22 protein-coding genes are annotated in these 21,293 nt (G+C 49.6%); 13 read left to right on the plus strand and 9 right to left on the minus strand.

What is annotated here, in order from left to right; all coding sequences use genetic code 11:
- On the minus strand, positions 1–661 hold a 661-nt coding region (fre, locus tag L976_RS22550), incomplete at its 3' end, for an NAD(P)H-flavin reductase (RefSeq protein WP_156143271.1).
- 101 nt (positions 662–762) lie between these two features.
- Positions 763–2,244, minus strand: coding sequence for a 4-hydroxy-3-polyprenylbenzoate decarboxylase (ubiD, locus tag L976_RS21975; RefSeq protein WP_037427322.1), 1,482 nt, complete (start codon positions 2,242–2,244; stop codon positions 763–765).
- Between the two features lie 158 nt (positions 2,245–2,402).
- Between ubiD and L976_RS21980 the strand changes: the two genes are divergently transcribed.
- The gene (locus tag L976_RS21980) at positions 2,403–3,161 is read left to right on the plus strand and encodes a hypothetical protein (RefSeq protein ID WP_047540025.1); all 759 of its coding nucleotides are present in this window, start codon (positions 2,403–2,405) and stop codon (positions 3,159–3,161) included.
- A 95-nt stretch (positions 3,162–3,256) separates the two neighbouring features.
- Positions 3,257–4,474: an MFS transporter gene (locus L976_RS21985; RefSeq protein ID WP_047540027.1), complete on the plus strand. Its 1,218-nt coding sequence runs from the start codon at positions 3,257–3,259 to the stop codon at positions 4,472–4,474.
- Between the two features lie 51 nt (positions 4,475–4,525).
- Here L976_RS21985 and L976_RS21990 read toward each other — a convergent pair whose 3' ends face one another.
- The 4 genes from L976_RS21990 to arfB form a co-directional block, all read right to left on the minus strand.
- Entirely contained in the window at positions 4,526–5,203 is a 678-nt protein-coding gene (locus L976_RS21990; RefSeq protein WP_037413948.1) for an SDR family NAD(P)-dependent oxidoreductase, read from the minus strand.
- A 27-nt stretch (positions 5,204–5,230) separates the two neighbouring features.
- Positions 5,231–5,686 (minus strand): acetyl-CoA carboxylase biotin carboxyl carrier protein, encoded by a 456-nt coding sequence (gene accB, locus L976_RS21995; RefSeq protein ID WP_047540029.1) that lies wholly within the window; start codon positions 5,684–5,686, stop codon positions 5,231–5,233.
- 34 nt (positions 5,687–5,720) lie between these two features.
- Positions 5,721–6,155 carry a type II 3-dehydroquinate dehydratase gene (gene aroQ / locus L976_RS22000; RefSeq protein ID WP_047540031.1) on the minus strand — a complete coding sequence of 145 codons (435 nt, stop codon included), beginning with the start codon at positions 6,153–6,155 and terminating at the stop codon, positions 5,721–5,723.
- Positions 6,156–6,256: 101 nt separating this feature from the next.
- Positions 6,257–6,670, minus strand: a complete 414-nt coding sequence (gene arfB, locus L976_RS22005) for an alternative ribosome rescue aminoacyl-tRNA hydrolase ArfB (protein WP_047540033.1) — start codon at positions 6,668–6,670, stop codon at positions 6,257–6,259.
- A gap of 149 nt (positions 6,671–6,819) precedes the next feature.
- On the opposite strand from arfB, the gene L976_RS22010 reads away from it, so the two are divergent.
- The 7 genes from L976_RS22010 to L976_RS22040 all read left to right on the plus strand — a co-directional run bounded on the left by L976_RS22010 (position 6,820) and on the right by L976_RS22040 (position 14,635).
- A complete protein-coding gene (locus L976_RS22010; RefSeq protein ID WP_023268861.1) occupies positions 6,820–7,185 on the plus strand; it encodes an STAS/SEC14 domain-containing protein in 366 nt (121 codons plus the stop codon).
- A 36-nt stretch (positions 7,186–7,221) separates the two neighbouring features.
- On the plus strand, positions 7,222–7,425 hold the full coding sequence (locus tag L976_RS22015) for a DUF3012 domain-containing protein (protein WP_037428695.1): 204 nt from the start codon (positions 7,222–7,224) through the stop codon (positions 7,423–7,425).
- 163 nt (positions 7,426–7,588) lie between these two features.
- A complete protein-coding gene (locus L976_RS22020; protein ID WP_047540906.1) occupies positions 7,589–8,038 on the plus strand; it encodes a hypothetical protein in 450 nt (149 codons plus the stop codon).
- 222 nt (positions 8,039–8,260) lie between these two features.
- Positions 8,261–9,613, plus strand: coding sequence for a TolC family protein (locus tag L976_RS22025; protein WP_047540035.1), 1,353 nt, complete (start codon positions 8,261–8,263; stop codon positions 9,611–9,613).
- Positions 9,613–10,917 carry an efflux RND transporter periplasmic adaptor subunit gene (locus tag L976_RS22030; protein ID WP_047540038.1) on the plus strand — a complete coding sequence of 435 codons (1,305 nt, stop codon included), beginning with the start codon at positions 9,613–9,615 and terminating at the stop codon, positions 10,915–10,917. The genes L976_RS22025 and L976_RS22030 overlap by 1 nt, the downstream gene beginning before the upstream one ends.
- 47 nt (positions 10,918–10,964) lie before the next feature.
- Positions 10,965–14,183 (plus strand): efflux RND transporter permease subunit, encoded by a 3,219-nt coding sequence (locus L976_RS22035; protein WP_047540040.1) that lies wholly within the window; start codon positions 10,965–10,967, stop codon positions 14,181–14,183.
- A 128-nt stretch (positions 14,184–14,311) separates the two neighbouring features.
- Positions 14,312–14,635: an antibiotic biosynthesis monooxygenase family protein gene (locus L976_RS22040; protein ID WP_037413966.1), complete on the plus strand. Its 324-nt coding sequence runs from the start codon at positions 14,312–14,314 to the stop codon at positions 14,633–14,635.
- Positions 14,636–14,720: 85 nt separating this feature from the next.
- On the opposite strand, the gene mscL is transcribed toward L976_RS22040, so the two are convergent.
- Positions 14,721–15,131: a large-conductance mechanosensitive channel protein MscL gene (gene mscL, locus L976_RS22045; RefSeq protein WP_037413967.1), complete on the minus strand. Its 411-nt coding sequence runs from the start codon at positions 15,129–15,131 to the stop codon at positions 14,721–14,723.
- 204 nt (positions 15,132–15,335) lie between these two features.
- The gene (locus L976_RS22050; protein ID WP_086024034.1) at positions 15,336–16,268 is read right to left on the minus strand and encodes a LysR family transcriptional regulator; all 933 of its coding nucleotides are present in this window, start codon (positions 16,266–16,268) and stop codon (positions 15,336–15,338) included.
- 97 nt (positions 16,269–16,365) lie between these two features.
- On the opposite strand from L976_RS22050, the gene L976_RS22055 reads away from it, so the two are divergent.
- The 4 genes from L976_RS22055 (at position 16,366) to L976_RS22070 (ending at position 20,010) form a co-directional block, all read left to right on the plus strand.
- Complete coding sequence (locus L976_RS22055; protein WP_047540042.1) at positions 16,366–17,421, plus strand: HlyD family secretion protein; 1,056 nt, start codon at positions 16,366–16,368, stop codon at positions 17,419–17,421.
- A 13-nt stretch (positions 17,422–17,434) separates the two neighbouring features.
- Positions 17,435–19,042 carry a DHA2 family efflux MFS transporter permease subunit gene (locus L976_RS22060; RefSeq protein ID WP_047540044.1) on the plus strand — a complete coding sequence of 536 codons (1,608 nt, stop codon included), beginning with the start codon at positions 17,435–17,437 and terminating at the stop codon, positions 19,040–19,042.
- A gap of 124 nt (positions 19,043–19,166) precedes the next feature.
- Entirely contained in the window at positions 19,167–19,640 is a 474-nt protein-coding gene (locus tag L976_RS22065; RefSeq protein WP_047540046.1) for a GNAT family N-acetyltransferase, read from the plus strand.
- Positions 19,641–19,683: 43 nt separating this feature from the next.
- Positions 19,684–20,010: a putative quinol monooxygenase gene (locus L976_RS22070; RefSeq protein WP_037413979.1), complete on the plus strand. Its 327-nt coding sequence runs from the start codon at positions 19,684–19,686 to the stop codon at positions 20,008–20,010.
- 763 nt (positions 20,011–20,773) lie between these two features.
- On the opposite strand, the gene L976_RS22075 is transcribed toward L976_RS22070, so the two are convergent.
- A partial coding sequence (locus L976_RS22075; protein ID WP_047540908.1) for a FadR/GntR family transcriptional regulator occupies positions 20,774–21,293 on the minus strand: 520 nt, incomplete at its 5' end.

A 21,293-nucleotide genomic window follows, 5' to 3' on the forward strand; every position in this document is an offset into this window, starting at 1 on the left:
CTTCGTCTACTCCCATTTCGCGGAAGATTTCGCGGGCGGCACCGACCATATCGAAACGACCTGCGATATAGATGTCATAGCCATTGAGGCTAATAAAATCCTGTTTGATTTGCGCGAGCAGATTGGCGGTTTTGCCTTGCCAGTTTGCTGGGGCCTCTTCAATAACGGGCACAAAATGCAACCAAGGGTGAGCGTCGTGCCATGCGCGGGCGATGCTTTCGTAGTACATGGCATCTTGGGTGCGGCAACCCCAATACAAGATTGTTTCGACCTGTTGGCCGAGGGCCATTTGTTGCTCGACAATACTCTTGATGTAAGAGAAGCCTGTGCCACCGGCGATCAATAAACGTGGGCGCTGGCTGTCGTGGCGTAGGTGGGCTTCGCCGCCTGGCGCTTCGATGTCGATATGCGTGCTATTACGCAATCTTTCAACCACTTGCATTGGATAACTTTCGCTGACGGCCGCACCAATATGAAGCTCAATCACTTCGGCATTAGGGGCGGACGCGATAGAGAAAGGACGTTTATCTTTTTCACCCATCACAACACACAGGTATTGTCCCGCTTGAAACTCCAACGGGGTGTCAGGCTTTAACCACACCTGATATACGGCGTCGTTAAAGGGGGTTACTTTCTCTATCTTACAACGTATGGTTTTCATCAAACTTCCTTTGCACCTTTTTATTTTGTTAGAGGTGTCGCATTAGGGCCATTCGCGGCCAATTCTCTTGGCTTAAGTGGGTACGTCGTGCTTAAGCTGAATTATAGGGTTGGGCTGTCGTCTATACCTAACTCATCCCAGATTGAGTCGATCTTTTGCTTAACCTTAGGGTCCATCACAATCGGCGTACCCCATTCGCGGGTGGTTTCGCCTTCCCACTTATTAGTCGCATCGAGGCCCATTTTGGAGCCGAGGCCCGCTACGGGAGAGGCAAAGTCGAGGTAATCGATAGGCGTGTTATCGATCATCACGGTGTCGCGTTTCGGGTCCATACGAGTGGTAATGGCCCAAATCACATCGTTCCAGTCGCGGCAATTCACATCGTCATCGACCACCACAATAAATTTGGTATACATAAACTGGCGCAGGAAGGACCAAGCGCCCATCATCACCCGTTTCGCATGGCCAGGATATTGTTTACGAATTGAGATCACCGCCATCCGGTAAGAACAACCTTCGGGAGGCAGATAAAAGTCAATAATTTCAGGATATTGCTTGCGTAAGATTGGCACAAATACTTCGTTGAGTGCCACGCCTAACATGGCAGGTTCATCCGGTGGACGGCCAGTATAGGTGCTGTGGTAAATCGGATCTTTACGGTGAGTAATATGGGTCACAGTAAAGACGGGGAATTTATCCGTCTCGTTGTAGTAACCCGTGTGGTCGCCGTAGGGACCTTCTTCGGCCATCTCATCGGGGTCGATATAGCCTTCGAGGATAATCTCGCTGCTGGCGGGTACTTCTAAATCACAGCTTAAGGCTTTGCAGACTTCGGTGCGTTCACCGCGCAGTAATCCCGCAAAGGCGTATTCGCTCATCGCATCGGGTACTGGGGTTACCGCGCCTAAAATAGTCACTGGATCTGAGCCTAAGGCTACAACTACAGGGTAACGCTCACCGGGGAATTGCTCTTTAAAATCAGCAAAATCAAGCGCGCCACCACGGTGGGATAGCCAGCGCATAATGAGTTTATTCTTGCCGAGCAATTGCTGGCGATAGATCCCAAGATTTTGGCGATTCTTACGCGGGCCTTTAGTAATGGTTAAGCCCCAAGTGACCAGTGGCGCGACATCGCCCGGCCAACAATGTTGAATCGGCAGCTGAGTTAAATCGACCTCATCACCGGTTTTAACCACTTGCTGACAGGCGGGATTACGCACCGTCTTGGGTGGCATATTCAAGGCTTGCTTGAACATAGGGATTTTTGAAATCGCGTCTTTAAAACCGCGTGGTGGCTCAGGTTCTTTTAAAAACGCTAATAGCTCACCGACTTCGCGCAGTGCTAACGGGTCGTCTTTACCCAGCGCCATGGCGACACGTTTTGGAGTACCAAAGAGGTTGGCCAGCACTGGCATGGAATGATTGGTTGGATTTTCGAACAGAAGTGCAGGGCCTTTGGCACGCAGAACGCGATCGGCGATCTCTGTCATTTCTAAATGAGGATCAACGGGGTAGCTAATGCGTTTGAGTTCGCCATTGGCTTCCAGATGATCAATAAAGCTGCGTAAATCCTTAAAACTCATGTGGAAATAGCCTCTGCAGTGGAAATCCGTGTGGCGCGCACTATAGCATTTTTCTGTTTTAGGGTTAACCTATTCAGTGATCTTCCAGCTTTGGAAGCGTAAAATACTTGTCCTAGGTCGGTGTTTATTTGACCAACGCCCGGTATATCGAGGTTTATATGAGATTCTATTCATTCCTTGCTAAAGATAAATGCCTTAAACATCAATCGGTTTCCTTAAGTAAGCACGCGGAGCCTTGGCATAAAACAGGCTTGGCTTTGTCTTTACTCGGCGCCTTGTTGATCGGTGGTCTTGCCGCGCCAGATTGGGCGATTGCGGGGGATCGAGGCACAAATGATCGCTATAGCGAGAGTTATGGGCGCCAAGATAATCACTATAAAAAGCATCATAAACATAGTGATAGCCATCGTTACTATCGCCCATATTACCGTCCCTATTATCCTTGGGGATTGGGTTTAGGAGTTGGCTTAGCGACGGGCTGGAACCTTGGCTATGGCTGGAATGATGGGATATGGAATGACGACTGGCGTTGGAATCGCGAGCGTTACTGGCATTCGCCTTATTCGGGCATCGGTTTGTCGATCCCGACAGGCTATGATGATACGCCAGTGGCCATTTCTGCGCCTGTGCGTGTTACCACCAGCATGCAATATTCGCCGAGCGAAGGTCGGATGGTGTCGAATATGCCAACCAATAGCGCAACTGTAATGTCGGCGGCCTCGACGGCGAGAGCTTCAACAGTCTCAGCGGAGCCAACTGCCGCAGTTCCCCGGGCGCGAGCGGCGCGCAGTGTGTCGAGTCTGCCGAGCAATGCCAGAATAGTGCAGCAAGATGGCCGTACCTTATATGAATGGCAAGGCACGCTTTATGCCTTCGATTGGAATAGCCAAACCTATCAAGAACAGTTAGTTAAGTAATCCATTTTTATCAACGCTTCTATAACTGGAGCCCCGAGTGGGCTCCTGTTTTTTTCTTAGCAAGTTGTCGTTTTACAGAATCGCGGAGAAATCGTTTGCAAGCAGTTCACCCCAACTCTCAACCCCCAGCCCAAAGCAGCGCGCTTTGGGTGTTGTTAGCCTTGGCATTAGGCACTTTTGCCCTAGGCACCACAGAGTTTGCCGCCATGACCTTAGTGCCTTATATCGCCAGCGATTTAAGTGTCGATGTCGCCCATGTGAGTTATGCCATCAGCGCCTATGCCCTTGGGGTGGTGGTGGGATCGCCCATCATTATGGTGCTGGGAGTGAGGATTAAGCGGCGCACCCTGTTAATCGCCTTGGCCGCCATGATGGCAGTTGCTAATGGTTTAAGTGCCTTGGCGCCCAGCTTGAATTGGTTAGTCTTTTTCCGTTTTTTAAGTGGCTTGCCCCATGGTGCATATTTTGGTGTCGCTATGTTACTGGCGGCGTCCTTAGTGCCGCCAGAGATGAAGGCTCGAGCGGTTTCTCGGGTGATTATCGGCTTAACCTTAGCCACTATCGTTGGCGTGCCCTTCGCGACTTGGATGGGGCAAACCGTCGGTTGGCGCTCTGGTATCGGCATAGTGGCGATTATTGCCACCGTTACTGCCGTGATGCTGTATTTTCTCGCCCCGAATGTCGCCGTACCGCAAAATGCCAGCCCGAAAAAAGAGCTGCAAACCCTTAAGAACCGCGAAGTTTGGCTCACGCTCGGCATTGCGGCTATCGGTTTTGGCGGGATTTTCTGTGTGTATACCTATCTGGCCGAAACGCTGATCCAAGTCACCCAGGTCGAGCCCTTTAAAATCCCGGTGATGATGGCGGTCTTTGGGATTGGTGCCACCTTAGGCACTTTAGTCTGTGGCTGGGCGGCGGATAAGTCGGCGCTGGCGGCGGCATTTTGGTCGCTGGTGTTAAGCACCTTAGTATTGGCGCTGTATCCAAGTTTGACGGGATCTTATTGGGCATTAATGCCGATTGTATTCTTTGTGGGTTCGGGGATTGGTCTAGCAACGATAGTGCAGGCGCGATTAATGGATGTGGCCCCCGATGGGCAGGCCATGACAGGTGCCTTAGTGCAATGTGCCTTTAACCTTGCCAATGCGATTGGCCCTTGGGTTGGCAGCTTAGTGATCTTATCAGGCCAAGGCATCGCCGCGACTGGTTATGCCGCAGCACTTCTATCCCTTGGCGGTTTAGTCATGTGGTGGTTAACCCACAGGGAGAGTCGCCGCGCTGATAATCTTTGTACTGCAAACTGCATTGATTAAGCCGACCATGACGGCGCAGATCCATCTCTGCGCCGCTTTTAAGTAAACTTCTTAACCTCTTTGTATGGTGATATCGGCGATATAACCGTGCTCAGTGGCGAGTAGCGCTTGTTTTAGCATGCCTGCGGCCTCATCGGCGGACATAAAGCTTGAGGTATCTAGACTCTTACCACTGCTTGGCCAAAAGCCGGTATCCATACCGCCGGGATAAACCGCAATCAACTTCATTGGACTTTGCTTGAGCTCCAAACGTACCGATTCGATAAAGCCCCGCACCGCCCACTTGGCGGCACAGTAAGTCGACTCTCCCGCTTTGGCGGCGAGGGCGGCGGTGGACATAACGATCACCACCTTAACCGCTTGCTGCTTATAGCGTTTCACCAATTCACGCACCAGCAGAATCGTTGAGGTGACATTGTTATTCAGCAGCGCTTGGATTTCGCTCGCACCTTGGGTTTCCAGTGCGCCAAAGTAACCACTGCCAGCGCAGTGGATAACCGTGTCGGGGGCATCGGTAAGGCCATCGAATAGCGCTTCGACACTCGCTTCGTCTGCTAAATTGGCACTGATGGCGCTAATGCTTTGATTCGAAAATGGGCTGAGGGCATTGGCCACGGTATGCAGACGGTTGGCATCGCGTCCCGTCAGTGTAAGTGCTTGGTTATCCTTGGCATACAGGGCGGCTAATGCTGCGCCTAAGCCACTGCTTGCGCCAGTAATCAGTATCATCTTTACCTCTAAATTCTATTTCGAAGTCTAGGTTTCGATCAGAGTGAACAGCGGCTGGTCGAAGGCGACCTCGTCTCCGTCTTTCACCCAAATAGCGCCGACTATACCGTCACGCTCGGCCTCGATGGGATTTTGCATTCGCATGGCTTCGATAATGCAAAGCGTGTCGCCGCGAGCCACCCGTTGACCGATGCGCACCAAGGGCGCCTCGGTTTGGCCTTGCGAGGTATGGAAGCTGCCCACCATGGGCGATACTTGCACAAAGCCTTCAATCACAGGCAGGGCGTCACGGGCTTTCGCCAGCTTTGGGCTTGATGCTGTGGAGGGCGGTGGATTATGCGCGCCTTCGAGTGTGCTTACTGTATGTGGGCCGTAGCGGGTGATGCGAATAGACTCTTCCCCTTCGGTAATCGCCAGCTCTGCAATCCCAGATTCCTGCACTAATTCAATCAGTTTTTTGATCTTCCGAAGGTCAACGGCCATGGCTTGTGGCTCCCAGTGCTCACGCTTATCGCGTTTATGCCTTTAATCTTTTAATCGCCGCCGCGAGGGCAAACTCATAGCCTTGGGCACCGAAACCACAAATCACCCCAATGGCCTTATCGGACAAATAGGAGTGGTGGCGGAAAGGTTCGCGGGCATGGACATTAGATAAGTGCACTTCATAAAAAGGAATATCCACCCCAAGTAGCGCATCACGCAGGGCCACGCTGGTATGGGTAAAGGCTGCGGGGTTGATAATAATCATCTGCGCATCGGTGGCATGGATCGCGTTGATCAGCTCAAATTCGGCATTCGATTGAATATGCTCAAGTTCTACGCCCGCCGCCTGCGCTTGTTCTGTTAACAGGGCAACAATATCGGCTAAGGTTTGATGACCGTAAACACTGGGCTCGCGGCGGCCAAGGAGATTCAAATTGGGGCCATTGATGAGCAGAACTTTATGATTCATTACGCTTTCCTTTTGCGACATGCCTTAACGGGTTGAATGCCATTAACTTAACCTGTTCGGGCGGATTTTGCATTATGAATGTCGTTACTGTGCAAGCTGGGTTAATCCAGCTTAAGCTGGCGCATCGCTTTAGTGGCGCCACGTTGCTTTTTGGTGTCTAAGCGTTTGGTTTGGCTGCTTTTGGTCGCACGGGTGGGGATACGTTTTTTTGGCACTTCGGCCACGCTGGCAACTAGGGCGATAAATTGTTCCAATGCGGTTTGCCGATTCGCCTCTTGGCTGCGACTCGCCTGACATTTGATAATGATTTTGCCGCTGGCGGTAATCCGATGATCGGCTTTTTGCAGCAGGCGCTGCTGATAAAACTCGGGTAATGACGAGTTTCTGATATCAAAAATCAATTGGGCGGCGGTGGAGACTTTATTGACATTCTGCCCGCCAGCCCCGCTGGAGCGGATAAATTGCCACTCGATTTCATTTTCCGGAAGTTCCACACGGTTTGAGATTTTTATCATGGCAGACTTAGGGTTTTGTCCAATTGCTTTGAGAAGCGAGCAATAACTGCTTATGGCTTTTCAATAGATTTGTTATCATCGGGCGCATTCTTGCAGGGCAGGCGTGGTTGCCCGTTCGCAAAATAGTGTTCTCGTTTCGGAGTGCCTTTATGTTATGCCAAATCCCCGATATTGCTAAGGGTGTTATCAGTCTTTTCGCCAGTGGTCGACTCTCTTCAACCGATTATCGTACCCGCTTACAGCCGGCCATTAAGAGTTACCGCAAGGATTGGGGACAGGTTTGCCTGTATATCGAGGCGGACGTCTTACTCGAAGGTTGGGAATTTGAGTCGCTAACGGGCAGTGGTGAAGTCCAACTTCCTAATTTTGAAGCTTTAGTATTTGTTGGCGGCCCAGATTGGGTGGGTAATGCTGTGCGCTTACTCGGCCCCTTTATGCAGGGCGAAGTGGCTTGGTTCCCCTTGGAGCAGAAAGCCAAAGCCATTGCGTGGATCGCTAAACGTTCAACTTTTTAATGGCCCATGGTGGGTATAACTTATAGGGAATTAACTATGTCTTTGTTGAAAACTATGACTGCCAAACCGACCGCTAAATTAGGCGCTATCGCCCTAGTGTTGGCCTTTACCGCAGGCTTAAGTGCCTGTGCGCCAGAGGTAGGTAGTGATGCTTGGTGTAAGCAAATGAAGGAAAAACCTAAAGGTGATTGGACTGCGAACGAAGCGGCCGATTACGCCAAACACTGCGTGTTTAAGTAAGTTTTTCAAGCGAATAGTGTCACAGCTTGACAGATTAATCCTTGCAAGCTGTGAACTTATGCTTAAAATCCCTGTCTTAAGTTTGCACAAGCTATTGCTGAATTATGACTAAATCGTCCAAAGGTGATATTTGATTTCGACCGCTAAGCCATTCTTTAGCCGAATGGTGACCCTACTGATAGCCATTATCGTGCTGCAATTTGCGGGCGCGAATTTGGGTGCCCATCAGTTACATGCGGGTAATGGCGTTGAAGAAGCCGAGAATCATCCCCACCTACAATTTAGTGCTCCTGTGACCACCTTAACTCAATGTGTGGATTGTGTGTGCCCCAATGAGCAGGCTCCCGGATTCAGTACCGAGCCGTTTGGTGAAGCCGCATTCAATGCGGGCGTATCGACTGCCAGTGCTAGTAGCCACTCACATTTAGTGCAAACCACTGAAATTCAACACTTTGACCTTTGCCTTGATTGCCAATGCCATGGCGGTCATGTGGCTTTACTCTCCTATTCCGACAGCCAAACGCTTACAGCCTTTGAAGCGGCCTATGTGCCAACGGATTTAGCCTATTTCCCTCCAGATCAATTACCTAAGTACCGCCCACCCATCGCTTAACCCTCAATATCTGCTTATTTCTGGTTGCGTATCTATTGTTCGGGCGCGCCGCAATAAGCCCTTAATTTATCCCCAAAGCAAAGGTTTTATTAACCTCGAACGTGTTTGGCTCGCGCTAGCGCTTTGAGCTTATTCGACATTTTGCCTCAGGGGAGCATTCGATTGGTATCCGCACGTCGATGGCGTAGGGCCAATCCTATTTAGATATTGTTAGGAATTGCGATGAAGAAAACCATTATCGCCCAGGCCTTGTTTGGCCTGTTGAGTACGCTAGTGCTCGTTGGTGGACAGGTGAACTACGCTGTTGCAGCAAGCTCAAGCCTAGACGTCAAAGAGCTAGATGCAGTAGCGCAAGGTGAACTATTAACCCAAGAAACTCAAACCTCGCTGAATCAGTGGTTGCCAGAGTTACTCAAGCAAATTAATCAGTTGCCAGAGGTGCAGGCGCAAATTGCTCGGCAGCAACAGGCGGAGCTGGTGATTGCCGCGGAGGATCGCGCCGTCTATAACCCTGAACTAGGACTCAATTATCAAAATGCCGACACTGATACCTACAGCCTAGGGCTGAGCCAAACCATAGATTGGGGCGATAAGCGTGGCGTAGCAACCCGCCTTGCCCAGCTTGAGGCGCAGATCCTGTTAGCGGATATACAGTTAGAACGCAGTCAGATGTTGGCCGAGCGTCTATTAGCGCTGGCCGAGCAGTCGCAAAGCCACAAGGCGCTTACTTTTGCAGAGCAGCAATTAAGATTTACTCAGGCACAGCTCAATATTGCCGAGCAGCGCTTTGCCGCGGGAGATTTGTCCGATGTTGAGTTGCAACTGCTTAAACTCGAACTGGCAAGCAATACCGCCGACTATGCGCTGGCCGAACAAGCGGCCTTAGTCGCCGAAGGTAAAGTGATTGAGTTACTTGGGGTTGATAAGCTCAAGTTTAGGGAGTTCATCTCTGACATTGGCCAATTTGTGTCGATGATTGCCCCGAAAGCGGAATTACCCGCATTGACCAGTGCCCATCAGCAGGTGTTATTGGCCAAGGCCAATGCCATGAAGGTTAAGGCTGATACAGCGGCGGATCCCATCATCAACCTTGGTCTCGAACGGGAAGGCTCTGACAACAAGTTTGGCGTCGGTGTGGCTATCCCCTTGCAGGTTCGTAATAACTACAGTGAGTTACAGTCGGTTGCAGATAAGGGCATCGCTATCGCAGAGCAGTCCTACTTAGCCCGTGAGCGAGTACTTACTGCTAAACAGGCGCAATTTAACAATGCCTTACCCCGTTTACTGGCTCGCTACCAAGATTGGCGTGAGCGAGTCGCAGCCTCGGGGAGTAAAGCCGCTAAATCCTTAAGTGAACAGTGGCGCTCGGGCGATGTGAGCACCAGCGAGTATTTACAGAGTCGGCGACAACTTGCGGCCAGTTATTTGGTCGGTTTAAACCTCGAAACGGCGATTTATCAGAGCTGGTTAACCTGGATGGGGGACAGCGGTCAACTGCTGCCCTTTATCGATTCGTTAACAGCCACTTCTCCCACTAACGCCGTGCCAGCCAAGTCAATCGTGAGGTCACACTAATGAATTCAACTTTTCCTAAATCTGTTTTTCACTCTTTCGCCAATGTGTCTGCCGCAGGTTTCGTATCGGTGTTTACGCCATCACGTTTAGCGTTGGCACTGATGCTTACCTCGTTAACCGTGATTACGCCAACGTCAGCATTTGCTGGTGACGGCCATGATCATGCTGGCGAAAAACAAGTTAACACCGCAGTGAAGAGTACCGCTGCCGAGCAAGCACCGGATGACCATGGTGAGCAAGCATTAACCTTTACGCCGGCACAGTTGGAGCTGGCGGGAATTCGTTTGTTACCCTTGAGCAGCGATAGCTTAAGTCTTGCCAATTTAAACCTCGATGTTCGAGCAACGGCTTCTTTAGTGGTTGATCGTGATAGAACCGCGACCTTAGCGCCACAGCTCGATGTTCGCGTACAAGCGCGCCATGTGGTACCAGGCCAAGAGGTGAAAAAAGGTGAGCCTTTACTTACCTTGGGTGGCGCAGCCGTTGCGCAGGCACAGGCGGACTACATTAATGCCGCTGCTGAATGGAGTCGAGTCAAGCGCATGAGTGAAGGCGCTGTGAGTGTGAGTCGCAGAATGCAGGCTCAAGTCGATGCCGAACTGAAACGGGCGATTTTAGAGGCGATAAAAATGACCCCTGAGCAAATTCGTACCTTAGAGTCGAGCCCTGAAGCTATCGGTAGCTATCAACTGTTGGCGCCTATCGACGGCCGTGTGCAGCAAGATATCGCCATGCTAGGCCAAGTGTTTAGCGCAGGCACGCCATTAATGCAGTTGACCGATGAGTCGCACCTTTGGGTGGAAGCTCAGCTAACGCCTGCCCAGGCAGTCAATGTGAAGGTGGGTGCCCCAGCCTTGATCCAAGTGGGAGATAAAACCTTAGCAGGTAAGATTATCGGCCGCTCCCACGAGCTGGATAGCGTGACACGTACTGAGCAAGTGTTAGTCAGTATGCCTAATCCTGATCATGTGTTGCACGCAGGGCAATTTGCCGAGCTGTACTTTGCCGATGCCTCTCAAAACATGGCAGCGGCGAGTAGCGGATCAGGTATTTCATCGGGAATTGTATTACCCGATGCAGCGTTAACCCGTAGCAGTGATGGCGATTGGCAGATTTTTATTCAGGATGAGGATGGTTTTGAAGCCATTGAGGTGGAGCTGGTGCAGCGTCAGCGCGGCTTGAGTTTAGTGCGCGGCAGTGAGCTGGATAAAGCACGGCAGGCACAATTAAAGGTGGTAGTTGCAGGGGCATTTTTCTTGGCATCGGAGCAGGCGAAAGCTGGTTTTGATATTCATGCCCACTAATCGCGATGCCTATCACTGTGCCTATGGTTCTCGCTTAAGGAATTCTTATGTTGCAAAAAGCAATCGAAGCCGCGATTAAAAATCGGCTATTAGTGGTGTTGGCGCTGCTGGCGGCGGTCGCTGTCAGTGTGGCCATGTTGCCCAAGTTGAATCTCGATGCCTTTCCCGATGTCACCAACGTACAGGTGACCATCAATACCGAGGCTGAAGGTTTGGCTGCTGAAGAGGTAGAGAAACTCATCAGTTATCCGGTCGAATCGGCCATGTATGCTTTGCCAGCGGTGACTGAAGTGCGTTCGTTATCGCGCACAGGCTTGTCCATTGTGACGGTCGTCTTTGCTGAGGGCACGGATATTTACTTTGCCCGACAGCAAGTGTTTGAGCAGTTACAGGCGGCGCGGGAGATGATCCCAAGCGGGGTGGGTGTGCCAGAAATTGGCCCTAACACCTCTGGATTGGGGCAGATTTATCAATATATTTTGCGGGCAGATCCAAGTGCAGGTATCAATGCCGCCGAGCTGCGTAGTCTTAACGACTACCTCGTCAAACTTATCTTGATGCCCGTTGGCGGCGTGACCGATGTGTTATCTTTTGGCGGCGAAGTTCGCCAATATCAAGTGCAGGTCGACCCTAATAAGTTGCGTGCTTATGGCTTGTCGATGGCGCAGGTGAGTGAGGCGCTCGAAAGCAATAACCGTAACGCTGGTGGCTGGTTTATGGACCAAGGCCAAGAGCAATTAGTGGTTCGAGGCTATGGTATGTTGCCCGCCGGAGAGGCAGGGCTTGCCTCAATTGCTCAAATTCCACTCACTGAAGTACGTGGCACGCCTGTGCGAGTGGGCGACATTGCTAAGGTCGACTTTGGCAGTGAGATCCGCGTAGGTGCCGTGACTATGACGCGCCGTAATGAGGCGGGGCAGGCGCAAGCCTTGGGCGAAGTGGTCGCGGGCGTAGTGCTTAAACGCATGGGCGCCAACACTAAGGCGACGATTGATGATATCGATGCGCGGATTAATCTGATTGAGCAGGCGTTGCCCAAGGGCGTGTCCTTTGAGGTGTTTTACGACCAAGCAGACTTAGTAGATAAAGCCGTTACCACAGTGCGCGATGCGCTGCTGATGGCTTTTGTGTTTATTGTGGTTATCTTGGCGCTGTTCCTTGTGAATATCCGCGCCACCCTGTTGGTGTTGCTGTCTATCCCTGTATCCATCGGTTTGGCGCTGATGGTGATGTCTTACTATGGCCTTTCAGCCAACTTGATGTCCCTTGGTGGTTTGGCGGTAGCCATTGGTATGTTGGTCGATGGCTCAGTGGTGATGGTTGAGAATATTTTCAAACATTTAACCCAACCGGATCGCCGCCATTTAGCTGAGGCAAGGGCGCGTGCCGATGGTGAAACTGACCCGTACCATGGTGATGAGGATGGTGGTGTTAACGCTGATGATGACGAACATCAGGGGAATATGGCCGTGCGCATTATGCTGGCGGCGAAAGAAGTGTGCAGTCCTATCTTCTTCGCGACGGCGATTATCATTGTGGTGTTTGCACCGCTATTTGCGCTGGAAGGGGTTGAGGGCAAGCTGTTCCAACCTATGGCCGTCAGCATTATTTTGGCGATGATTTCCGCCTTGCTGGTGGCATTAATCGCGGTGCCAGCTTTAGCGGTATATCTGTTTAAACGTGGAGTTGTGCTCAAAGAAAGTGTGATCTTAAGGCCGCTGGATAGTGCATATCGCAAACTGCTCAGTGCAACGCTAGCGCGTCCGAAAATGGTGGTACTCAGTGCGGCACTGATGTTTGTCATGAGCATGGCATTGCTGCCCAGACTCGGCACCGAGTTTGTGCCCGAGTTAGAGGAAGGCACGATTAACCTGAGGGTCACGTTAGCACCCACCGCCAGCCTTGGCACCTCTTTGGATGTCGCACCTAAGCTTGAGGCTTTGCTGCTGGAATTCCCCGAGGTGGAGTATGCCTTAAGCCGAATCGGTGCGCCCGAATTAGGCGGCGATCCTGAGCCTGTCAGCAATATTGAAGTCTATATCGGCCTAAAACCCATCGAAGAATGGCAATCGGCCAGTTCGCGTTTGGAGTTGCAACGGCTGATGGAGGAAAAGCTCAGTGTCTTCCCTGGGCTGCTACTCACCTTCTCACAACCGATTGCGACTCGGGTCGATGAGCTGCTTTCAGGGGTTAAGGCGCAGTTAGCGATTAAACTCTTTGGCCCCGATTTAGAAGTCTTATCTGAAAAAGGCCAAGTGCTGACCGATCTGGTGGCGAAAATCCCCGGCGCTGTGGATGTGTCCCTCGAACAGGTGAGTGGGGAGGCGCAGCTGGTAGTGCGGCCAGAGCGTTCGCAGCTTGCCCGTTATGGCATCAGTGTTGATCAGGTGATGACACTCGTCAGCCAAGGTATTGGTGGCGCTAGCGCTGGCCAAGTCATCGACGGTAACGCCAGATACGACATTAATTTACGCCTTGCCGCCGAGTTTCGCAGTAGTCCGGATGTGATTAAGGATTTGCTCTTGAGTGGCACCAATGGCGCAATTGTGCGCTTAGGCGAAGTGGCCAGCGTTGCAGTGGAAATGGCGCCGCCGAATATTCGCCGTGACGATGTGCAGCGCCGAGTGGTGGTGCAAGCGAACGTGGCAGGGCGCGACATGGGCTCTGTGGTAAATGATATTTATGCGTTGGTGCCTAAGGCTGATTTGCCTGCTGGATATACTGTGATTGTGGGTGGTCAGTATGAAAATCAGCAGCGGGCACAGCAAAAGCTGATGTTGGTAGTGCCAGTCTCAATCGCCTTGATTGCCTTGCTGTTGTACTTCTCCTTCGGTGCGGTTAAGCAGGTATTACTGATTATGGCGAACGTGCCGCTAGCACTCATCGGCGGTATTGTGGCGTTGTTTGTTAGTAGTACTTATCTGTCGGTGCCAAGCTCCATTGGCTTTATCACGCTGTTTGGGGTGGCTGTGCTCAACGGAGTGGTATTAGTGGATTCGATAAACCAACGCAGGCAGAGCGGCGAGTCGCTCTATGAATCGGTTTATGAAGGCACTGTGGGCCGCTTACGACCAGTATTGATGACGGCATTAACCTCTGCCTTAGGGTTAATTCCGATCTTAGTGTCATCGGGCGTTGGTAGTGAAATCCAAAAGCCGCTAGCGGTGGTGATCATTGGCGGTTTGTTTAGCTCAACGGCGTTGACCTTATTGGTATTACCGACCTTATACCGCTGGTTATATCGACACGATAAATTGCCTGACTAGTTGGGGCTGAGTCTTGGCATGATTTTGTGGTAAGTCTCAATGTTAAAGTTTAAAAATCAGCGAGCTATAGTGTTTGATATAGGCTAGGCTTAGCGCTGGTATTAAGGATAAGTATCTCTGGAGAGAGTATGATCGCAGTCATTTTTGAAGTCGTTCCCACGAAAGAAGGAAAGGAAGAGTATCTGCATGTGGCCGCTGAAATGCGCCAGTATTTAGAAGGCCGCAAGGGATTAATTTCGATTGAACGTTTTCAGAGCTTAACCGACGATGGTAAGGTGCTGAGCTTATCGTTTTGGGATGATATGGCCTCTATTACCCAATGGCGTAATCAAATGGCCCACAGCATTGCCGAGCAGACTGGCATAGTGCCTTGTTTGTTTAACGCTTATCGCATCCGTGTCGCCGAAGTGGTGCAAGATTATAGCGAAACCGTGCACGAAGCCGCAGAGTAATCGAGACCTGACAGGTTAAAAACAAAACCCATCGAAATCGATGGGTTTTTTATGTTCAATACTCTGCCTAAGTGACTTTTAAGGCTTATTTTTCCTGTTGAGCTTTAAGCAGATCGCGGATCTCAGACAGTAGTTCTTGATCTTTGGTTGGTGCGGGCGGAGCAGAAGGCGCTTCTTCTTGTTTACGTTTTAAGCTGTTAATGGCTTTTAAGCCCATAAAAATCGCGAAGGCGATAATGGTAAAGTCGATAACGGTTTGGATAAATTTACCGTAAGCGATGACAACAGCAGGCGCATCACCTTGGGCAGCGAGGAGCACAACGCTCAGATCACTAAAATTCACCCCCCCTAAAATGATCCCAATCGGTGGCATAATGATATCGGCCACAAAGGATGAGACTATCTTGCCAAAAGCGGCACCGATGATAATACCCACCGCCATATCGATTACATTGCCACGGGATGCAAAAGCCTTGAACTCTTTAAGTAAGCTCATTAGGTTTCCTCCGAAAATATGATTAAATGTTAAATTTTATTGTATTAACTGTATCAGGAAAACCTTAGGGTCTTTTGCTGCCTGTTACCTTGCCAAGCTTATAGGGGCTTAAGGATTAAGGCAATTCTGAGATTAAGGATTTATCCTGCACTGGCAGATTTCACACTCTCAAGGTTACAGTTGTTAATTTCTGTGTGAATGGGTCTATTTTTGCTGACCGATAAATTCTGGCACTTCTAATACTTGTGATCCCCAGCGTTTAAACAAAGAGGCGTAGATAAACTCGATAAAAACGCGGTATTTGCGCGGCAGATAGGCTCGCTTGGGATAGCTGAGTACCACCTTGGTTTGCACCATAGGATAATCGTCAAGGAGTCGCACTAAATAGCCTTTCTCTATCGCCTCTTGGGCAATAATCGACGGCACGGCCGTAATGCCAAGCCCTGCAATGGCAGCTTCGCGGGCAATGGTGACATTATTCACTGTCAATTGCGTGACGGGCTCAATGACTACCCAAGTTTTACCATCAAATAGCTTCCATGCCCCTTCAATATGGGCCGACTGTAAACGAATCGCTTTATGTTTAGCCAAATCCTGTGGCACTTTTGGCGTGCCATGTTCGGCCAAATATTTAGGGCTGGCCATTAAGGATTTATAGGCGTTAACTAAGGAATAACTTTGTAGGCGGGTATCACTCGAGTCAGCGATTTGGAATAGCAGATCCACACCTTCTTCTATCACATCCACTTTACGGTTAGTGAGCTCGGCTTCTATGGTGATATCGGGATAAAGGGTTAAAAACTGGGCGAAGATCGGCCCAAGAAACAGTTGACCTAATTCAATAGGGCATACGATTCTTAGGTTACCTTTGATTAATTGCTGGTGGGCACTGAGCTGATTTTCGGCGCTTTGAAGATCACTTAAGATCTTATTGATTCGATTGTAATAACCTGAACCCGCTTCTGTGAGTTTGAGTGCGCGAGTCGTTCGGAATAATAGCTGAGTACCCGTATCGGCTTCTAGTTCGGCAATTTTGCGACTGACTGTTGCCTTAGTGAGTCCGAGGGCTTTAGCTGCCCCGGTAAAACTACCTTGCTCTACCACTTGAGCAAATATTTGCACCCGATTGAGATCCATGATTGTTACACCTGTGAAACAGTGGGTTGATTTTTAACTACCTAATAAACTTGATGAGACAGTAGTACACTAGTACTCACTAATCAAGGAGTCATTCATGTCCAAAAGTAAGCTCATTATCGCCGTTCCACTATTACTCGCCGCCGCTGCGGGTGGCGGCTATTACTGGTGGACGCAAGTACGTTTTATCGAAACCACTGATAATGCTTATGTTGAGGCTGATATCTCCCATGTGAGCGTAAAAGTGCCAGGTTATGTGGTGTTATCCGATGTGACCGATAACCAGCATGTGCGTAAGGGCGAGTTATTGGCGCAACTTGAAGATAACCAGTTTAGCGCCAAAGTCAGCCAAGCTGAGGCTGCACTTGCCAGTGCCAAAGCCGATCTACAAACCTTAGCCGCTAAGGTGGATCTGCAACATGCGCTGATCAGCCAAGCGAGTGCGGGTGTGGTGGCGGCGCAGGCTGATAAAATTCGTGCCGAGCAACAATTAAGCCGAGCGAAAAAGTTAAAAGTCAGCAATTACAGCTCACAGGACGATGTCGACCAATTGCAGGCGGGTTTTGATTCTGCTGCTGCGCGCCTCGATGAAGCCAAGGCGCTGTTAGTGGCTAAAGAACGTGAGCTTGCTGTGTTTAATGCTCAGCTTAATCAAGCTAGCTCTGTGGTTGAGCAGTCGAATGCGGCATTGGAGCTAGCTAACATTCAGCTCAATGATACCCGTGTGACCGCGCCCTTCTCTGGGGTGATTGGTAAACGCGGCGCTATGGTGGGGCAGTATGTGCAGCCCGGCCAATCACTCTTTAGTTTGGTTCCGGACGGGGCTGTGTGGATCTCGGCGAACTTTAAAGAAACCCAAATCCAACATATGCAACCCGGGCAGTCGGTGCAGGTCAGTCTCGATGCGTTTCCCGACAAAACCTTTACAGGTGTAATCGATAGTCTGTCGCCGGCGTCCGGAGCCAAATTTAGTCTGTTGCCCGCTGAAAATGCCACGGGTAACTTCACCAAAATCGTGCAGCGTATTCCGGTGCGGATCCGTTTAGAACTGTCCGAAGCAGAGGCGCGTGTCGTCCCTGGGTTAAGTGCGGTGGTGAAGGTCGATACTGCGTCGCATCCGACGACAGCTATCGCTGCTAACGTCGGTCGCTAAGTAGGTCGTTAACATGAGCACAATTGCTGCTGCACCTGAGGCTATCGCCGCTGGGGCTAGGCCGAGCGAATATGAGCGTGGTAGTCGCCGTTCGTGGATTGCCGTTTTTGGTGGTTTGATTGGCGCCTTTATGGCGATCCTTGATATTCAAATCACCAATGCCTCGATGAAAGAGATTCAAGGCAGCCTTGGGGCAACGCTTGAGGAAGGCAGTTGGATTTCAACGGCTTATCTGGTTGCCGAGATGATTGCGATTCCGCTCTCGGGCTGGTTAAGCACAGGGCTCTCGGTCAGGCGTTATCTGCTGTGGACCACTGCAGCCTTTATCTTTGCTTCTATCCTGTGTTCGATTTCGTGGAACCTCGAGGCCATGATCGCCTTTCGGGCGTTGCAGGGCTTCTTTGGTGGCGCGTTGATCCCGCTGGCTTTTCGGCTGATCTTAGAATTTTTACCCGAGAATAAACGTGCCGTGGGGATGGCGTTATTCGGGGTGACTGCGACGTTTGCGCCCTCGATTGGCCCAACCTTAGGTGGTTGGTTAACTGAGCATTTTAGTTGGCATTACCTGTTTTATATCAACGTACCGCCAGGATTGCTGGTTATGGCGATGTTGGCCTATGGTCTCGAAAAACGCCCTGTGGTGTGGGACAAGCTGAAAAATGCCGACTTAGCAGGCATTGTCACCATGGCGCTGGGCATGGGTTGCCTCGAGGTGGTGCTTGAGGAGGGAAACCGTAAGGATTGGTTTGGCTCGGATTTGATCCGCAATCTCGCCATCATTGCCGCGGTGAATTTAGTGCTGTTTGTGTGGATCCAACTCAACCGTAAAGATCCTTTAGTGAATTTACGCTTACTCGGTAAACGTGATTTTGTGCTTTCAACCGTGGCGTATTTTTTACTGGGGATGGCGCTCTTTGGCGCGATCTATTTGATCCCACTTTATTTGTCTCAAGTGCATGATTACACACCACTGGAAATTGGTGAGGTGATTATGTGGATGGGATTCCCGCAGTTGTTAGTTTTGCCCTTAGTGCCACGTTTAATGCAACGTTTCGACGGGCGTTACTTAGCCGCCTTCGGCTTTTTTATGTTTGCCCTAAGTTATTACATGAATAGCCAAATGACCGCAGATTACGCTGGGCAGCAGATGATAGCCTCCCAAGTGGTGCGCGCCTTAGGCCAGCCCTTTATCTTAGTGCCTATCGGAATGCTCGCGACTGCGCATTTAAAGCCCCATGAGAATCCTTCGGCTTCGACCGTACTGAACGTGATGCGTAACTTAGGTGGGGCCTTTGGTATCGCCTTGGTGGCGACTTTAACCGATAACTTGGCTCGCGGCCATTTGGCCCATGTGAAGGAATCTTTGCCAGCGGTTAGCACACAGGTGCAGGACTATTTGAATCAGAGTGCCAGTATGTTGCAACAGGGTGGCTCGGATCCCTATACCGCCTCTATGCAGGCCAAGGCATTGTTAGGGCAAACCATGAGTCAGCAGGCCTATATTCAAGCCTATAACGATGTGTTTTTGATTATGGGGGCCCTGTTGTTAATTGCCGTGGTGGCTGTGCTGCTTATCCGTAAACCACAAGGCCCAGTCGCCCACGATGCGGTGATCGAATAACACTGAGTCAGTTTTCGCAATGCGTAACCCTTGCGTCTTAATTCCCCCCAGAATTAAGGCGCTTTTTTATGCGCTGAGCTGTGATAGACTCGAGCTCTTTTCCTGTCGTACGCAGAGCCTTTTTATGTCTATACAAGATTCAGTTGAGTGGCAAATTCTTAAATTTAATCAATTAACTGCCAACACCTTATATGAAATCCTTAAACTGCGAGTCGATGTGTTTGTGGTCGAGCAGGCCTGTGCTTATCCAGAGCTTGATGATAAAGATAGACACCCTGAAACCCAGCATTTAATCGGCTTATCGCCTGCGGGCGAGTTACTCACCTATGCCCGTATTTTGCCTCCGGGGCTGAGTTATCCCGAGGCCAGTATTGGCCGAGTGGTGGTGTCATCTGCTGGACGAGGTAAAGGATTGGCAATGCCGTTGATGCAGCGGGCGGTCGAATCTGCACTCAGTACTTGGCCCAAGGCGGGGATCCAAATTGGTGCTCAGGATTATCTGAAAAACTTCTACCAAAAACTCGGGTTTAACATCTGTTCTGAAATGTATTTGGAAGATGGCATTCCTCATATCGACATGCGCTACCAGCCTAAGTAATCTAGTTTTAACTAGCTGAATTTACTCTTATTAAGGAAATCAAATGACTACTGTTGCGGACTATAAAATCAATCAACAACAACTCGTTTGCGTCGCGAGCTTTTTAGCTAAGGAAGGCAAAACCGAGGCCTTGATTGCGGCGCTCGCCTCGCTGATCCCCGATACACGCCGTGAAGCCGGTTGTATTCGGTATGAGCTCAACGTCAGCCGTGATGAACCGCGCCGCGTGACCTTTGTGGAGAAGTTTGTTGATATTACTGCCTTCGATGAGCACTGCGCTAAAGAGGCTATTCAACATTATTTCCACCAAGTGATGCCTGAGTTGGTTGAGTCGTTCCAAGTCGAAACCTATCATCAGGTCATCGTCTAAGTGTTTTACCGTGTTATCGCTTAATAAACCTTATGTCGTCAGTAGAATGTATTAATTTACATTGTCTTTGCAGTTTATAGCATTGTATCAGGAGATTTTATTGGTTAGCTTACTGTCTTCGCTATTCAATACCGCAACAAAATGTTAAACACTAATTAACTCACGGATGTATACAATGCTAAAAACATGGACACTGAGCCTTATTCCCCTCGTATTTCTCGGTTTGAGCGGTTGTGCATCGACAAATGCTGATACTAACTCTAACTCGAAAGTTACAAATACTGCTGAAAAGAAAGCTGCCAAGGAGTGTGACAAAGTTGCATCTATTGGCTCCAATATTGGACGTTGCAAAAAATAACATCCTGAAGCTTTGGGTTATAAGCATTCTCAATTCAGCTAAATCTGCAATCAATTAGATCAAATTTGTGCGACTGTCTGGTTTGCCATCAGAGCTACTGATTGACTCCTAAAACACCTGATGAACCCATCGGGTGTTTTTATTTAAAGGTGTAATGCGGCGGTTAATCGCTCAAAGGGAATAGTAAAATCTGACGCGTTAATTAATTTTATCTATTAAAAATCAAATTGTTAAATCTTGCATGGTTGATATTTAAGAGTATGGTGCAGAGAATCGAGCTTAACTTATTAGATAATACTGATATTGAGTTGATTCAATCAGTCGTCAAGAGTTGTAATGGAAGAATTTGGCATTACAGTAAGTCGGCTTATCAAACTGTAATGCCAAAATTTATCGCGGGCAGTACTAAGCGTTATTTTGCCGCTTGATATACCTTAATTCGATTTCTTTCAAACGACGATTAAAGTCTTCTAAATGTGCCAACATGGCGGCTTCGGCTTTGGCTTCATCTTTTTCGATAACGGCTTGAACGATAACATCGTGTAAGCCCAAGGGATGGATTTCATCCGTTGGTGGCTCAAACTTTATTGTTTGATTTTTAAGTAAAATCAATAGTGATTTTACAATTGCCTCTAAGAAACGATTGCCTGACATTTCTGCTAATAAATAATGCACTTCAGAGCGTAAAGCGACAGTCTCGGGATATGCGTACGAGTCATTTTCATGTCGCAATGCTTCATGCAAAGCAATTGCTTGTGCTGGTGTGCAATTTTTAGCTGCCATTCTGGTGACTTGAGGTTCAATCAAAATGCGCGCTTGGCATAATTCGGGGAGTGATAACTTTCCCATCATAAACATGTCATGGCAGGCATCACTTAACCGCTCAAATGTCAGATGTTTAACAAATGCACCACCCGTTGCTCCT

It is taken from the genome of Shewanella sp. ZOR0012, assembly GCF_000798835.1.
GTDB lineage: Bacteria > Pseudomonadota > Gammaproteobacteria > Enterobacterales > Shewanellaceae > Shewanella > Shewanella xiamenensis.